Below are 15388 nucleotides of genomic sequence, written 5' to 3'. Positions count from 1 at the left end.
GTCAGCTCTTGTACGCCTTGGCCGCGTCGGACTCCAGCCGCGCTTGAGTCCCCGCGATGTCCTTCGGGTTCTTCAGGAAGTCCTGGAGGGTCTTCCACTCGCCCTTGCCGGGCGTCCCGCCGAACGACTGCGGCGCCTGGTCGGACATGTCGAACCGGACGGCGTCACCGGCCGCGATCAGCGCCTTCGCCATCGTGCGCTGCACCTCGTTGGGGTACGCGGACGGGTCCAGGCCCTTGTTCGGCGAGATGAACCCGCCCTGCTCGGCGGCGATCTTCGCGGCGTCCGTGGAGGCCAGCCAGGTCAGCAGTGCCTGGGCGCCCTTGCCGTCCTTCAGCGCCACGGCCGCGTCGCCACCGGTCACCACGGGCGACTCGGCGCCGACCGCGGGGAACGGGAAGACCTTCGCGTCCGTGCCGATCTTCGCCTTCGTCTGCGCGATGTTGACGGCGACGAAGTCGCCCTCGTAGACCATGGCGGCCTTGGGCTGGTCGCCGCCGGTGAAGGTCTGCGTGACGGACGTCGGGAACTCCGTCTGCAGCGCGCCGTCGGCACCGCCCGCGATCAGGGACGGCTTGCCGAACAGCTGGGCCAGCGTGGTCAGCGCGTCCTTGACGGACGGGTCCGTCCACTTGATCTTGTGCTGGGCGAGCTGGTCGTACTTCTCCGGGCCCGCCTGGGAGAGGTAGATGTTCTCGAACCAGTCGGTGAGCGTCCAGCCGTCCGCGCCGCCGACCGAGACCGGGGTGACGCCCGAGGCGGAGACCGTCTCGGCGGTCGCCAGGAAGTCCTTCCAGGTCTTCGGCTCACTCGCGCCCGCGTTCTCGAACGCCTTGGCGTTGTACCAGATCAGCGACTTGTTGGCGGCCTTGAAATACACCCCGTACTGGGTGCCGTCCACCGCGCCTAGGTCCTGCCAGACCTGCGCGTAGTTCTTGCTCAGCTGGGCCTTCGCCTCGGCGCCGACCGGCTTCGCCCACTTCTTCGCCACGGCCTGCTGGACCGCCCCGACCTGCGGGATCATCGCGACGTCCGGCGGCTGCCCACCCGCGATCTTCGTACCGAGGAAGTTCACGATCGGGTCCTGTGCCGGGACGAACGTCACCTTCGCGCCGGTCCGCTTCTCGAACTCCTTGAGGACCTTGACGAAGTTGGCCTGTTCGGCACCCGTCCAGACCGCGGCGACAGAGAGCTTCTCACCGTCCAGTTTCGGTAAGGCGACGCTCGGCGTCGAGCCCTTGCCCCTCGTGGAGCCGCCTTCGTCCGTCTTCCTGCCTCCGCCGTCACCGTCGTCGCCGCAACCGGTGAGGGCCAGTGCGCCGATGGCGGTGAACACCACGGCCGCTCTGCGAATCCGAAGGGTTGTGCGCATCCCTGCCCCGTCTCTCTGTGCGCGTGCGCCGGACCGGCGCCGGTCCTGAGAGCCAGGGCTGCCGGTCATGCGTCACGTCGTCGTGTGCGGACAGTCCTATGCCCGGCGCCCGGGCGTCGCAATACCGCGCTCGACCCCAAATCCTTGATCGTGATGGCCTCGTGACGTCCCGTCGGTGCAGGTATCCGGCCATTGGGGGACGATCGGGCCGCCCGGCTCCGGCGCCGCCCAGGGGCGGCTCCGGAGCGACTCGGGGCGGGGGGAGAGGAGCCTCTCAGGTGAAGAGAGGCGCGAGGGGTTGTGCGTTCACCGAGCGCGCCGCCCGTTCCAGCGCGCTGGCGAGCAGCGCCAGGTCCGTCGGCCCGTTGCCCAGCTCGCGGACCGGGCGGCGGGTGGGCGGGTCGCCCATCCGCTCCCACTCCAGCGGGACGACCGTCGGCCGCAGCGTCGCCGTACGCGGGATGCGGCCCGTCACCCTGCCCCCCTGGAACGGCGTCACCCGCCCGTCCGGATGCCCCAGCCGGCCCCGGCCCGGGGCCGGTTCGTCCGGCGAGGGCGGGACCGCGGGCGGATCGAGCACGATGCGCAGCCGCGCGCCGCGGGCCAGCTCCGTGTCCTCCGTGCGGTCGGGGCGGGCCGAGGACGCGACCAGGTGGATGCCCAGCCGGCCGCCCTCACGGGTCACCGCCTCCAGTGCCCGCACCACCGAACCGGCGGCGGGCCGGCCCGGGCTCCCGAGCGCCGGGGCTATCAGCGCGTCGAAGTCGTCCACGAGCACCACCAGCCGGGGCAGCGGCGAGGGACCGGGGTCCACGGGGCGGCCCGCAGCCGGACGCAGGCGGAGGGTGCCGCTCGGCGGTGCCTCCACGTCGCCGCGCTGCTCGGGTCCCTGCTGAGCCGGGATCGGCACCGCCGGGTGTGCCGCCTGCGCCGCGGGTTTTTCCTCCTGGCGGCTGTGCCACTCGGCGAAGTCCAGATCGCCCAGCAGCTCGGCCCGCCGCTTCACCTCGCCGCCCAGCGCCTGGGCGAACTCCCGCATCCGGACCGGGTCCGAGGCCACCAGGTGCGTGAACGCGTGCGGCAGCTCCGTACAGGGCCGCAGGGACTCGCCGCGCTCGCCGCCCGCCCCGTCGACGAGCACGATGCCCAGCCGGTCCGGCCGGGCGGCGGCGGCCAGCGACGCCGCGACGGCCCGCAGCAGCTCGGTGCGCCCGCTGCCGCCGGGCCCCTCGATGAGCAGGTGCGGCCCCTCCTCCGCGAGATCCACGCTCACCGGCCCCCGGGGCCCGGCGCCGAGCACGACGACGGGGCGCCCGGCGCGGACGGCGGGCCGGGAAGCGGTACGCGTCACGGTCTGCGTACCCGCGGCCGCCTCGGCCTCCCGCGCGACGACCTGGGGCGCGTCGGCCTGCCGGGGACCGCTGACCCGGGAACGCCCGGGGGCGGGGGCGCCGGTGGCGCCGGGGTACGGGGTGCGGCCGGAGTCGCCCGTCGTGGCGTGCGGATACGCCGTGCGTCCCGAGCCCGCCGCCGTCACGCCCGGGTACGCCGTCCGGCCCGAGCCCAGGGCGTCCGGCGCTTCGGACGCCGTGCGCTGTGCGCCCACGCGCGGGCCCGTCGTGCACGGCTGGTCGTCCGCCGTCGATGCCCAGCGGGCCATCAGGGACGCCGGCGTGGCCCGGGCCAGGCCCAGCTCGTCCAGGAGGCGGGCGGACGGCGGCAGTGCCACCGGCGCCCGGCGGCCGGGCAGCGCGGCCGAGCCCTCCGCCCGCAGGGGGGCCAGCGCCCGGCCGAACCGCTGCGCCCAGTGCGCCGACACCGCGTCCACCGCGGCCACCGTGCCGTGGCCCGCCGCGCGGCCGCCCGCCGTGCGCAGCAGCCGCAGGGCCGTCGCCACGTCGCCGCTCAGCATCCCCACCGCCCCGCACTCGCGGAACGCGATCGACGCGTGGCACGCCGCCTCGTACGTGGCGGCCACCGGCGAGGTGGGCGTCGCGGCCGGGGTCTCGGCCAGACAGATCAGATGGATGCCCGCCGCGGCGCCGGCCGCGGCCAGCCGGGCCGTGCTCTCGCGGAGGACCGCCGCACCCGGATCGCCGTCGACGATCACCACGGTGAACGGGCCCTCGTAGCGGCGGGCGGCCTCGGTGACCGTGGCCGCGTCCTGGCTCGCCCACCCGGGGCCGAGCGGCCCGTCGTCCAGCCGGCGCACCAGCTCGGCCGTCCTGGCGAGGGCCTGGTCGCGGTCGTACGCCAGCAGCAGCCGGCAGTCCTGGCCGTGCATCGGCCGCAGATGGGGCAGCCAGCCCAGCCAGGCCCACTCGCGCCGCCGCTCCTCGGCGCCGCGCGCCCGGTCCGTGCTGATCAGCACGATCTCCAGGTCGGTGGGGGAGTGCAGCGCGGCCAGCTGCGCCACGGCGGACCGGGCGAGTCCGGCCAGCCGTTCCCGGGGCCCGGCGAGCCCCAGCGAACCGGCCTCCCGCAGGCTCACGGTCACCGGCACGGCCGGCAGGTCGGCCCGGTCGGTCGTGCCCAGCCGGACCACCAGCGCCTCCGGGTGGTCGGGGCCGCGCTCCCACAGCCGGGGGCCGGGGCCGAGCGCGGTCAGCAGGACGGCCGCCGGATCGGGCCAGGTGCCCTCCGGGGCGGTGGGCGACGCGGCGAACGCGACGGGGGCGGGCGGGGCCGGCTGCGCGGGGCCGGCCGGGGGCGCGGGCTCGGCCCTGGCGCCCTTGAACCGGCGGGCCCAGGCCCCTATGCCGCCGCGCCGGGGCGCCTCCTGCTCCGGGAAGCGGCCGGGGTGCCCGGCGGAGGAACCCGGCCGGGACCCGGCCCCGGCCTCCTCCGGGGCGGGGCGGTCGTGGTCCTGCCGGTCGCCCTCGGCGGCGGCCGGGCCGTCGTACGCGGGCGCCGGGGCGCCGCGGTCCGGGGCCGGCGCGGCCGGGATCCGCGCCACCCGCAGATGGCCCTCGCCATCCGGGGTGGTCGGCAGCACCGGCGTACGCGCGCCGGAGGCGAGCCGCAGCGTCGACTCGCCGAGCCGCAGCAGCGCACCCGGGGCCAGCCGGACCGGGCGGTCGCGGACCTCCGCCCCGTCCAGCGAGGTGCCGTTGGTGGAACCCAGGTCGGCCACCGCGACGCGGCCGTCGTCGGAGACGGTCACCTCGCAGTGCAGCCGGGACACATCCGGGTCGTCGAGCGGGACGTCGGCCTCGGCCGAGCGGCCGATCCGGATCGTGCCGCCGTGCAGCAGGTGGACCCCGCCCGCGTCGGGCCCGGCGACCACCTGGAGCCGGGCGGGGACCGCGTCGTCCGCCGTCTCGTCCTCGCCCGGTGCCTGGAGCGAGAGGACCGCGCCGTCGACGAGGGGCGGCTCACCGAGCGCGCAGCGCTGCGCGTCGAGCCGCTCCCGGCCCGCGAAGAACACCACCGCACCGCTGCCGAGGGAGCCGTCGGGACCCGCGACGGCCATCGCCAGGCCGGACGCGACGCCGGCCAGCGCCGTCCCCGCGGGGGCGGTGACCAGCACATCGCAGGCGCGCGCCGGGGTCTGGCCGCTGGGCGGCGCGAGGACGGTCAGCCGGATCTGCATCGCCGTCAGCGGTCCCTTCTGCGCGAGGTGCCGGCCGGGGAGACGCCCTGTGATTCCCCCCACCCGGCACGGACGCGTCGTCCGGTACAGGTTCGTCACGCACCGCGGGGCTCCCGACCCCGCAGTCGTGCTCCAGGCATCCTCGCATCCGCCACCGACAACACGCCCGGCAGTCACCACTAAGTGATCTTGAAAGGTCTGCTGTGGCCCCAAAAGTGCGGCATGACCGGTTCCCGGACCCCGCCTCCGGCAACCGTCCGCCCGGCGCCGGCGTCCTTCCACGCGACCGGTGCGCGCGGGAAGCGGAGGGCGCACGCCGGGGAGTCAACAGGGAACAGAGGGTGCGCACCCGTGGATTACGGACAAACGGACAACCTTCCCGATACGGCCGGCCTCTCCCGTACACCCTCTAGAGTGGGCCGGAAACTCCGGGGGCATCCGGGGACCGTGGGGGAGTTACCAGACCCCCCGGCACCACGACCAGCAGGGAGCGCATGACGTGCGGCCGGTAGGCAGCAAGTACCTGCTCGAGGAGCCGCTGGGACGCGGCGCCACGGGCACCGTCTGGCGCGCCAGCCAGCGCGAGGCGGCGGGCGCCGAGGCGGCCGTGGCCGGCCGGCCGGGCGAGACCGTGGCGATCAAGGTCCTCAAGGAGGAGCTGGCCAACGACGCGGACGTGGTGATGCGGTTCCTGCGGGAACGCTCCGTCCTGTTGCGGCTCACCCACCCCAACATCGTGCGCACCCGCGACCTCGTCGTCGAGGGCGATCTCCTCGCCCTCGTGATGGACCTGGTCGACGGCCCCGACCTGCACCGCTACCTGCGCGACAACGGCCCGCTCACCCCGGTCGCCGCCACCCTGCTCACCGCGCAGATCGCCGACGCGCTCGCCGCCAGCCACGCCGACGGGGTGGTCCACCGCGACCTCAAGCCCGCCAACGTGCTGCTCGCCGACCCCGACGGCGAGATGCGCCCGATGCTCACCGACTTCGGCATCGCGCGCCTCGCCGACTCGCCGGGCCTGACCAGGACCCACGAGTTCGTCGGCACCCCCGCCTACGTGGCGCCGGAGTCCGCCGAGGGCCGTCCGCAGACCTCCGCCGTCGACATCTACGGCGCCGGCATCCTGCTGTACGAGCTGCTCACCGGCCGCCCGCCGTTCGCCGGCGGCACCGCGCTCGAAGTCCTGCACCGGCACCTCAGCGAGGAGCCCCGCCGCCCCAGCACCGTCCCCGAGCCACTGTGGACGGTCGTCGAGCGCTGCCTGAGCAAGGACCCGGACCGCAGGCCGAGCGCCGAGAGCCTGGCCCGCGCCCTGCGTACCGTCGCCGCCGGCATCGGCGTCCACGCGAACGCCGCGCAGATCGCCGCCGCCGACGGGGTCGCCGCCCTGCTCGCGCCCGACCCGGCGCCCACCGCCGTCCCCGAGGCCCCCGGCGCGGCCGACCCGACCCAGGTGCTGCCGAGCAACGCGGGCGCGTACGACCCGAACGCGGCCACCAGCGTCCTGCCGCACGGCGGCGGTCCCGGCGCCGGCCCCCAGGCCGACCCGACCGCGGTCCTGCCGCCCGTGCCGCCGCGCCCCGAAGGCGACCCGCGCCCCGAGGACCCGCACCCCTGGCAGTCCCAGCTCCGCGCCGCCCGCGACCGCAACGAGCAGACGCAGGTGCAGTACCTCGACCCGAGCCAGGACCCGCTGCGCCGCCGCCCGCAGCGCCGGCAGCCGCCCCCGCAGCAGCCGCGCGACCGGCAGTCGTACCAGCAGCCCCCGCAGCGGCAACCGCAGCAGCCCCCGCAGCGGCAGTACCAGCCGCAACCGCAACCGCAGCAGCAGTACCAGCCGCAGCGGCAGCAGTACCAGCCCCAGCCGCAGCAGCAGGCGTACGCGCCGCCCCAGCAGCCGCAGCAGCCGGCGCAGCGCGCGCCCCGCGAGCCGAGGCGGCGCAGCGCCAACCCGATGAAGATCCCCGGGCTCGGCTGCCTCAAGGGCTGCCTGTTCACGCTGGTCCTGCTCGTCGTGGCGAGCTGGCTGATCTGGGAACTGACCCCGCTGAAGGACTGGATCGGCCAGGGCCAGAGCTACTGGCACGCGATCACCGACGCCGTCTCCACGGTGAAGGACTGGATCTCCGAACTGGGCGGCAGCAGCGGCAGCGGCACCTGACCGAACGGTCCGCCCCGGCCGGCCGGAATCCCCGGCCGGCCGTACGACTCTGTAGCTATATCGACTTCCGCGGACCAATTCCGAGGCAATTCGCCCACAGAAGCGAAGGTTGGCGCCAACCACGGCACGCGGCCCCCCGATCGACGCGTAACTTTGTCGACCGGGGGTTGTTGGGGTCCATCGCCAGCCGCTGAGGGAGCAGTCTTGGCACGGAAAATCGGCAGCCGGTACACCGCCCACCAGATACTGGGGCGAGGCAGCGCCGGCACGGTGTGGCTCGGGGACGGCCCCGAGGGGCCCGTGGCCATCAAGCTGCTCCGCGAGGACCTGGCGTCCGACCAGGAGCTCGTCGGCCGGTTCGTGCAGGAGCGCACCGCGCTGCTCGGGCTCGCCCATCCGCACGTCGTCGCCGTCCGCGACCTCGTGGTGGACGGCAACGACCTCGCCCTCGTCATGGACCTGGTCCGGGGCACCGACCTGCGCACCCGGCTCGACCGCGAACGCCGGCTGGCCCCCGAGGCCGCCGTCGCCGTCGTCGCGGACGTCGCCGACGGCCTCGCCGCCGCGCACGCCGCCGGGATCGTCCACCGCGACGTCAAGCCCGAGAACATCCTGCTCGACATGGAGGCGCCGCCCGGCCCCGGCAACGCCCACCCCGCGCTGCTCACCGACTTCGGCGTCGCCAAGCTCATCGACACCCCGCGCCGCACCAAGACCACCAAGATCATCGGAACCCCGGACTACCTGGCCCCCGAGATCGTCGAGGGCCTGCCGCCCCGTGCCGCCGTCGACATCTACGCCCTGGCCACCGTCCTCTACGAGCTCCTCGCGGGCTTCACGCCCTTCGGCGGCGGCCACCCCGGCGCCGTCCTGCGCCGCCATGTCACCGAGACCGTGGTCCCGCTCCCCGGCATCCCCGACGAGCTGTGGCAGCTGCTCGTCCAGTGCCTGGCCAAGGCCCCGGCCTCCCGGCTGCGCGCCTCCGAGCTGGCCGCCCGGCTGCGCGAGCAGCTGCCGCACCTGGCCGGTATCCCGCCCCTGGAGGTGGACGAGCCGGACGAGGAGCCAAAGACCCCGCAGGGCTACGACGAGCAGCAGTACACCCCGGCCGGCGACGAGCCCCGCAGGCGCGGCGCGGTCCCGCTGGTGCCCGGCTCGTCCCCGGACTCCAACCGCGACACCCACACGAGCATGCGCGTCCCGGCCCCCGACGAGCTGTCCGGCGGTCCCCGGGGCACCGCCCGCGCCCCGCGCGCTCCCGGCCGGCCCCGCCCCGGCTCGGCCCGCAACAGGGCGGCGGCCGTCCGCAAGCGCCGGCTGACGCTGGGGGCCGCGGCCCTCGTGCTGGTGGCCGGGATCGGCGCGGCCGGCTGGTTCGCGCTCGGCGGCGACGCCGCGGCCCCGGGCCCCGAGGAGACCGGGAACTCGGCCCCGGCCGCCCCGTAGCCGGGGGGCCGGGGGCCCCGATCCGGCGGCCCGAGGAACGTATGCGCCGACAGCCGTTACGCTGGACCCGTGGCAGTCGTCGATATTTCCGAAGAGCTGAAGTCCCTCTCCTCGACCATGGGGTCGATCGAGGCCGTCCTGGACCTGGATGCGCTGAGGGGGGACATCGCCGTGCTCGAGGAGCAGGCGGCCGCCCCGTCCCTGTGGGACGACCCGGAGGCGGCGCAGAAGATCACCAGCAAGCTTTCCCACCTCCAGGCCGAGGTCCGCAAGGCCGAGGCCCTGCGCGGCCGGATCGACGACCTCGAAATCCTCTTCGAGCTCGCCGAGGCCGAGGGCGACGCCGACGCGCTCGCCGAGGCCGAGGCCGAGCTGGAGTCCGTCCGCAAGGCGCTGGACGAGATGGAGGTCCGTACGCTCCTCTCCGGCGAGTACGACGCCCGGGAGGCGCTGGTCACCATCCGCGCCGAGGCCGGCGGCGTCGACGCGGCGGACTTCGCCGAGCGGCTCCAGCGGATGTACCTGCGCTGGGCCGAGCGGCACAACTACAAGACCGAGGTCTACGAGACCGCGTACGCGGAAGAGGCCGGCATCAAGTCGACCACCTTCGCCGTCGAGGTGCCGTACGCCTACGGCACGCTCTCCGTCGAGCAGGGCACCCACCGCCTGGTGCGCGTCTCGCCCTTCGACAACCAGGGCCGCCGCCAGACCTCCTTCGCGGGTGTCGAGGTGCTGCCCGTGGTCGAGCAGACCGACCACGTCGAGATCGACGAGTCCGACCTGCGCGTCGACGTGTACCGCTCCTCGGGCCCCGGCGGCCAGGGCGTCAACACCACGGACTCCGCGGTGCGCCTGACCCACCTGCCGACCGGCATCGTCGTCTCCTGCCAGAACGAGCGCTCGCAGATCCAGAACAAGGCGTCCGCGATGAACGTCCTCCAGGCGAAGCTGCTCGAGCGCCGCCGCCAGGAGGAGCAGGCCAGGATGAACGCCCTCAAGGGCGACGGCGGCAACTCCTGGGGCAACCAGATGCGCTCCTACGTCCTGCACCCGTACCAGATGGTCAAGGACCTGCGTACGGAGTTCGAGATGGGCAACCCGGAAGCCGTCTTCAACGGCGAGATCGACGGCTTCATCGAGGCCGGCATCCGCTGGCGCAAGCAGAGCGAGAAGTAGTCCAACGCGCCACATCCGCGCGTGAGTTGAGTGAACGACTTGCGCGCGGAGTGTGCTGGATGCGTCACAGTCACAGCCCTGAACGGCCGTCAAATCCCCCTGAAGCGGGGCGTATCGCCCCATAGCGGCCTTGACGTTCTCGGCAACCCCGGCGAGGGTGCCGGGGCAGCGTGTGTTTCTCCGGGGTGGGGGTGAGCGGGGGCGGGCTGCTCGGCCGCCGTACGAGGCGGCCGGAGCCCGGAGCGAACCCTGCCGGACGACCACCCCGTATGCCGCTGCTCCATCGACGAGAACGGCTACTGGGGGTAGCAGTACATGACGAAGAAGACGCGCGTACGCGTCGCGCGGATAGCGGCGGGCGCGGTCATCGCCGCGGGCGCCTCGCTGACCGCGGCCGGTGCGGCACAGGCGGTCGGAATCGGTGTCGAGGTCGCGGGCGTGGAGATCGGCGTGCAGACCGCCGACGACCCGGGCGACGACGACGGCGACCCGTGCAGCCCGCTGGACCCGCGCTGCGAGCCGTCGGACCCGCCCACGGACCCGGCCGACCCGCCCACGGACCCGGCCGACCCGCCCACGGACCCGGCCGACCCGCCCACGGACCCGGCCGACCCGCCGACCAAGCCGGCCGACCCGCCGACGAAGCCGACGAAGCCGTCGGAACCGCCCACGAAGCCGACGAAGCCGTCCGGCCCGCCCACGAAGCCGGCCGAGCCGTCGGAACCCACCACGGACCCGACCGGGCCGGCGGGCCCGGCCGCGGGCGGCGGCGGTGACGACAGCGCCCCCGCGGACCAGATCGGTGCCTCGGGCGGCGGCGGCAACACCGACACCGACTCGGTCGGCAACCAGCCGGTCGAGCAGGGCAAGGGCAAGGACGAACTGGCCGAGACCGGTGCGGCCGAGACCACCTTCCTGCTGGTCGGCGCCGCGACGATGATCGCCGGGGGCATCGCCTTCCGGGTCCTGCCGCGCCTGGTGAGCAACCGCACGGCCGTCTGAGGCGGCTGCGCACGGTGACGAGAAGGACCCGGACCGCGACCGGCGGTCCGGGTCCTTACGCGCGTGGGCCGACGGCGGGCGCTACACCGTCTGCTGGGCCAGCAGGGCCAGGGCGCCCAGGAGCACCACCAGCAGGGCGGCCAGCATCGCCGGGCTCAGCCCGCCGAAGGGGCCCTGCTCCTGCTCCCGCATCCGTTCGCGGCTCGCCCTGCACACGGGGCAGCGGCCCTCGGTGACGGGCGCCGCGCAGTTCGCGCACACCAGTCGGTCGTAGGTCATGCGCTTTCCTCCTCCCGCGCGGCGGAGCCGCACAAGCCGTCTCTCCGCACAACGCTCACGGAAACGCGACCGTTCCCCCTACCACTGTGCCAGCTCGCCGCCCTTTCGGCCCGTCCCGCCGGCCGCACCCGGGCCGCTTGCCCGCCGCACCGCCCCTGAATCGGGGCCGTTTCACCGTAAATCACCCATCCCGGTACGGGTGCCTGCGCGCCTCAGCCCGGTTCGCGTATGGTCACGCTCACCTACTCCCGGCCGACCGTGGTGCATCCGTGATTCGATTCGACAACGTCTCCAAGACCTACCCGAAGCAGAGCCGTCCCGCTCTCCGGGATGTGTCGCTCGACATCGAGAAGGGCGAGTTCGTCTTCCTGGTGGGCTCCTCCGGCTCCGGCAAGTCCACCTTCATGCGGCTCATCCTGCGCGAGGAACGCGCCAGCACCGGGGCCGTCCACGTCCTGGGCAAGGACCTGGCGCGCATGTCCAACTGGAAGGTGCCGCACATGCGCCGCCAGCTGGGCACCGTCTTCCAGGACTTCCGGCTGCTGCCCAACAAGACCGTCGCGCAGAACGTGGCGTTCGCCCAGGAAGTGATCGGCAAGCCGCGCGGTGAGATCCGCAAGGCCGTGCCGCAGGTCCTCGACCTCGTCGGACTCGGGGGCAAGGAGGACCGGATGCCCGGCGAGCTCTCCGGTGGTGAGCAGCAGCGCGTGGCGATCGCGCGGGCCTTCGTCAACCGGCCCATGCTGCTGATCGCGGACGAGCCGACCGGCAACCTCGACCCGCAGACCTCCGTAGGCATCATGAAGCTGCTGGACCGGATCAACCGGACCGGCACCACCGTGATCATGGCGACCCACGACCAGAACATCGTCGACCAGATGCGCAAGCGCGTCATCGAGCTCGACAAGGGCCGTCTCGTACGCGACCAGGCGCGCGGCGTCTACGGCTACCAGCACTGAGCACCCAGCACTGAAAGGACGCCATGCGCGCCCAGTTCGTCCTGTCGGAGATCGGCGTCGGCCTCCGTCGCAACCTCACGATGACCTTCGCCGTCGTCGTCTCCGTCGCCCTCTCGCTCGCCCTGTTCGGCGGCGCGCTGCTCATGCGCGAGCAGGTCAGCACGATGAAGGACTACTGGTACGACAAGGTCAACGTCTCCATCTACCTCTGCGGCAAGGGTGACGCGGAGACGGTGGTCCAGTGCGCCAAGGGTGCGGTTACCAAGCAGCAGAAGGACGAGATCAAGAGCGATCTCGGCAAGATGGACGTCGTGGAGAAGGTGATCTACGAGTCCTCCGACGAGGCGTACAAGCACTACCAGGAGGAGTTCGGCGACTCCCCGATGGCCGGCAACATCACGCCGGACCAGATGCCCGAGTCCTTCCGGGTCAAGCTCCACGACCCCACCAAGTACAAGGTCGTCGCCACCGCCTTCGCCGGGCGGGACGGGGTCCAGTCGGTCCAGGACCAGAGAAGCATCCTCGACAACCTCTTCGGCCTGATGAACGGCATGAACGTCGCCGCGCTGTTCGTGATGGCGCTGATGCTCGTCATCGCGCTGATGCTGATCGTCAACACCGTGCGCGTCTCCGCGTTCAGCCGGCGCCGGGAGACCGGGATCATGCGGCTCGTCGGCGCCTCCGGCTTCTACATCCAGGCGCCGTTCATCATGGAGGCGGCCTTCGCCGGTCTGATCGGCGGTGTGCTCGCCTGCGTCATGCTGCTGGCCGGGCGCTACTTCCTGATCGACGGCGGCCTCGCGCTCCAGGACAAGCTGAACCTGATCGACTTCATCGGCTGGGACGCGGTCCTCACCAAGCTGCCGCTGGTGCTGGCAATCGGCCTGCTGATGCCCGCCGTTGCCGCTCTCTTCGCGCTGCGCAAGTACCTGAAGGTGTGATGTGCGCCCCGTGAGGCGCATGCCCGACGTCCCCTGCGCCTTCGGCGCGTTGTCCTAGAATCGGCGCCATGTCGGACCCCCAATGTCGCGTCGGGCCCCGCGGTCTGCGTCGCGGGGCGGCCCTGACGCTGGTCTTCGCCGGTGTCCTCGCCACCGGGGCCGCGACGGGCGCGCTGCCCCACGGGCAGAAGCGGCCACCGGTGCACGCCCGGTCCGTCGCCGCCACCGCCGACGGCGACGAGGTGGCCGCGGCCGCCGCCGACGCGGTGGCCGACGGCAAGTCCGGTACGGAGGCGGCCGAGGAGGTCGTCAGCCGCAGCGGCGACCGCTGGGGCGCGGTCTACGACGAGCGCGAGTACCAGGAGTTCGAGCAGGCCCTCGACGGCACGTACACCGGCGTCGGGCTCGCCGCCCGGCGCTCGGCCGACGGCCGGGTGGCCGTCTCCCGCGTCCAGCCCGGCAGTCCGGCCGACCGCGCGGGCATCCGCTCCGGCGACCTGCTGCGCACCGTGGACGGCCGCCGCGTCGACCGGCTGCCGGTCTCCGACGTGGTGGCCCTGCTCCGCGGCGACCGCACCGGCGCGAAGGCGGGCAGCACGGTCCGCCTCGGTGTACGACGGGGGGCCGTGACCCGGACCGAGACGCTGCGCCGGGCCCGGCTCGCCGTCGAGTCGGTGACCGTGCGGCGGATCGGGGCGGAGCGCTCCGGCCCGTCCGGGGCGGTGCTGATCGAGGTCGCCTCGTTCACCAAGGGCTCCGGGGCCGCCGTGCGCGACGCCGTCCGGGACGCGCCGGCGGGTGCCGGGGTCCTGCTGGACCTGCGGGGCAACCCGGGCGGTCTGGTCGACGAGGCGGTCGCCGCGGCCTCCGCCTTCCTGGACGGCGGCCTGATCGCCACGTACGACGTGCACGGCGAGCAGCGCGCCCTGTACGCGCGGGCGGGCGGCGACACCGAGCGCCCCGTCGTCGTGCTCGTCGACGGGGGCACGATGAGCGCGGCCGAGCTGGTGACCGGGGCGCTGCAGGACCGGGGCCGGGCGGTCGCGGTCGGCTCGCGGACCTTCGGCAAGGGTTCCGTGCAGATGCCGAGCAGGCTCGCGGGCGGTTCGGTGGCCGAGCTCACCGTGGGCCACTACCGCACCCCGGCGGGTCACGGGGTCGAGGGCAGGGGCATCACACCGGACCTCGCGGTGAGCTCCCGCGCCCAGGAGCGGGCCGAGACGGTATTGGGTGGCCTCGGGGGCGGGTCGTAGTGCGAAAATGGCCGCACTATGGCTAAGGAAAAGGACACCGGGCGCAAGCTCATCGCGCAGAACAAGAAGGCGCGCCACGACTACACCATCCTCGACACCTACGAGTGCGGGCTCGTGCTCATGGGGACCGAGGTCAAATCGCTGCGCATGGGCCGGGCGTCCCTGGTCGACGGCTTCGTCCAGATCGACGGCGGCGAGGCGTGGCTGCACAACATCCACGTCCCGGAGTACGTCCAGGGCACCTGGACCAACCACTCCGCCAAGCGCAAGCGCAAGCTGCTGATGCACCGGGCCGAGATCGACAAGCTGGAGTCGAAGTCCCAGGAGACCGGGCACACCATCGTGCCGCTCTCGCTGTACTTCCTGAACGGCCGGGTCAAGGCCGAGATCGCGCTCGCGAAGGGCAAGAAGGAGTACGACAAGCGGCAGACGCTGCGCGAGAAGCAGGACACGAGGGAGACGAACCGTGCCATCGCGGCGGTCCGCCGCCGCCAGCGGAGCGCCTGAGCCGGACCCGCTGCCCGCCGCCGGCCCCTCCGGCAGGAATACGCTGGCATCGTCGTGCGTTGGTCACGTACGATGGCAACGCACCCCACGGAGGGTGTGGCACCACCTTGAAAAATCAACATGGGGATGATCGGTTTCGACAGCGGATGTCGAAGCAGGGGAAGCGAGTCGAGGAAGCGGCAATGATCTCGTAAACCATATGTCGCAACCAATAATCGCCAATTCCAAGCGCGATTCCTCCGCCTTCGCCCTCGCTGCCTAATTAGCAGCTAGCGAAGACTCTGCGGAGTGTCAGCCCGGGGGTGATCCCGACCCGGATCCTGGCATCATCAAGGGATCTAAACTTCTGAGTCCGGTCACGGGGCTCTGAAGGAAATCAAACAGTGACTGGGCCTGTCGGAGGCTTGTCCGCGTGACCTCCGGGGCCGAGAAAAGCGTAGCGGACTGCACTCGGAGAAGCCCTGGTTCCGCACCGTTGGACGCGGGTTCGATTCCCGCCATCTCCACAATTCCCATGTGAACGAGGACCCCGCTGCCACCGGCAGCGGGGTCCTCGTTTTTGTGGCGTCCGGAGGCGGACGCGGGCGGCGCGGGGGAGCGCACGCCCGGCGCTCGATTTCTTCCTCGCCCTGCGGATGAGCTGAATTCCCGGGCCCCGCAAGGGCTGTACCCCGTCCCGCCGATTGTGAAAACTTTC

General features: G+C 73.3%; 11 protein-coding genes and 1 other RNA gene. 9 read left to right on the top strand and 3 right to left on the bottom strand.

Going from position 1 to position 15388, the window contains the following annotated elements; genetic code table 11:
* Nucleotide 1: 1 nt before the first annotated feature.
* Together ABZ564_RS27295 and ABZ564_RS27290 are read right to left on the bottom strand one after the other, a co-directional pair.
* Nucleotides 2-1372 (bottom strand): ABC transporter substrate-binding protein, encoded by a 1371-nt coding sequence (locus ABZ564_RS27295; RefSeq protein ID WP_360861492.1) that lies wholly within the window; start codon nt 1370-1372, stop codon nt 2-4.
* A 274-nt stretch (nt 1373-1646) separates the two neighbouring features.
* On the bottom strand, nt 1647-4964 hold the full coding sequence (locus ABZ564_RS27290) for an FtsK/SpoIIIE domain-containing protein (RefSeq protein ID WP_360861490.1): 3318 nt from the start codon (nt 4962-4964) through the stop codon (nt 1647-1649).
* Nucleotides 4965-5463: 499 nt separating this feature from the next.
* Here ABZ564_RS27290 and ABZ564_RS27285 point away from each other — a divergent pair, with 499 nt between their 5' ends.
* The 4 genes from ABZ564_RS27285 to ABZ564_RS27270 all read left to right on the top strand — a co-directional run bounded on the left by ABZ564_RS27285 (nt 5464) and on the right by ABZ564_RS27270 (nt 10752).
* Nucleotides 5464-7128 (top strand): protein kinase, encoded by a 1665-nt coding sequence (locus ABZ564_RS27285; RefSeq protein WP_360861488.1) that lies wholly within the window; start codon nt 5464-5466, stop codon nt 7126-7128.
* 204 nt (nt 7129-7332) lie between these two features.
* The gene (locus tag ABZ564_RS27280) at nt 7333-8574 is read left to right on the top strand and encodes a protein kinase (protein ID WP_360861487.1); all 1242 of its coding nucleotides are present in this window, start codon (nt 7333-7335) and stop codon (nt 8572-8574) included.
* Between the two features lie 69 nt (nt 8575-8643).
* Nucleotides 8644-9750: a peptide chain release factor 2 gene (gene prfB / locus ABZ564_RS27275; RefSeq protein ID WP_360861485.1), complete on the top strand. Its 1107-nt coding sequence runs from the start codon at nt 8644-8646 to the stop codon at nt 9748-9750.
* A 315-nt stretch (nt 9751-10065) separates the two neighbouring features.
* On the top strand, nt 10066-10752 hold the full coding sequence (locus ABZ564_RS27270; protein ID WP_360861483.1) for a hypothetical protein: 687 nt from the start codon (nt 10066-10068) through the stop codon (nt 10750-10752).
* Between the two features lie 81 nt (nt 10753-10833).
* Here ABZ564_RS27270 and ABZ564_RS27265 read toward each other — a convergent pair whose 3' ends face one another.
* Nucleotides 10834-11031 carry a hypothetical protein gene (locus ABZ564_RS27265; RefSeq protein WP_360861481.1) on the bottom strand — a complete coding sequence of 66 codons (198 nt, stop codon included), beginning with the start codon at nt 11029-11031 and terminating at the stop codon, nt 10834-10836.
* A 269-nt stretch (nt 11032-11300) separates the two neighbouring features.
* On the opposite strand from ABZ564_RS27265, the gene ftsE reads away from it, so the two are divergent.
* The 5 genes from ftsE to ssrA all read left to right on the top strand — a co-directional run bounded on the left by ftsE (nt 11301) and on the right by ssrA (nt 15200).
* Nucleotides 11301-11990 carry a cell division ATP-binding protein FtsE gene (gene ftsE, locus ABZ564_RS27260; protein WP_161211420.1) on the top strand — a complete coding sequence of 230 codons (690 nt, stop codon included), beginning with the start codon at nt 11301-11303 and terminating at the stop codon, nt 11988-11990.
* Between the two features lie 23 nt (nt 11991-12013).
* Nucleotides 12014-12931: a permease-like cell division protein FtsX gene (gene ftsX, locus ABZ564_RS27255; protein ID WP_360861479.1), complete on the top strand. Its 918-nt coding sequence runs from the start codon at nt 12014-12016 to the stop codon at nt 12929-12931.
* Between the two features lie 68 nt (nt 12932-12999).
* A complete protein-coding gene (locus ABZ564_RS27250) occupies nt 13000-14184 on the top strand; it encodes a S41 family peptidase (protein WP_360861477.1) in 1185 nt (394 codons plus the stop codon).
* Between the two features lie 18 nt (nt 14185-14202).
* The gene (gene smpB, locus ABZ564_RS27245) at nt 14203-14691 is read left to right on the top strand and encodes an SsrA-binding protein SmpB (RefSeq protein ID WP_360861475.1); all 489 of its coding nucleotides are present in this window, start codon (nt 14203-14205) and stop codon (nt 14689-14691) included.
* Between the two features lie 122 nt (nt 14692-14813).
* Nucleotides 14814-15200, top strand: a transfer-messenger RNA (tmRNA) gene (gene ssrA / locus ABZ564_RS27240).
* Nucleotides 15201-15388 lie beyond the last annotated feature (188 nt).

Origin of the sequence: Streptomyces sp. NPDC019224, assembly GCF_040632605.1 — a bacterium.
Classification (GTDB): Bacteria; Actinomycetota; Actinomycetes; order Streptomycetales; family Streptomycetaceae; genus Streptomyces.
Note: the sequence above shows the minus strand (reverse complement) of the source record. Positions and strands in the feature narration are given on the sequence as shown.

Excerpts from the sequence above, each read along its gene's own strand:
- ABZ564_RS27295 (WP_360861492.1), bottom strand. The coding sequence starts at position 1,372 with ATGCGCACAACCCTTCGGATTCGCAGAGCGGCCGTGGTGTTCACCGCC.
- ABZ564_RS27270 (WP_360861483.1), top strand. The coding sequence starts at position 10,066 with ATGACGAAGAAGACGCGCGTACGCGTCGCGCGGATAGCGGCGGGCGCG.
- smpB (WP_360861475.1), top strand. The coding sequence starts at position 14,203 with ATGGCTAAGGAAAAGGACACCGGGCGCAAGCTCATCGCGCAGAACAAG.
- ftsX (WP_360861479.1), top strand. The coding sequence starts at position 12,014 with ATGCGCGCCCAGTTCGTCCTGTCGGAGATCGGCGTCGGCCTCCGTCGC.
- ABZ564_RS27265 (WP_360861481.1), bottom strand. The coding sequence starts at position 11,031 with ATGACCTACGACCGACTGGTGTGCGCGAACTGCGCGGCGCCCGTCACC.
- ABZ564_RS27290 (WP_360861490.1), bottom strand. The coding sequence starts at position 4,964 with ATGCAGATCCGGCTGACCGTCCTCGCGCCGCCCAGCGGCCAGACCCCG.
- ABZ564_RS27250 (WP_360861477.1), top strand. The coding sequence starts at position 13,000 with ATGTCGGACCCCCAATGTCGCGTCGGGCCCCGCGGTCTGCGTCGCGGG.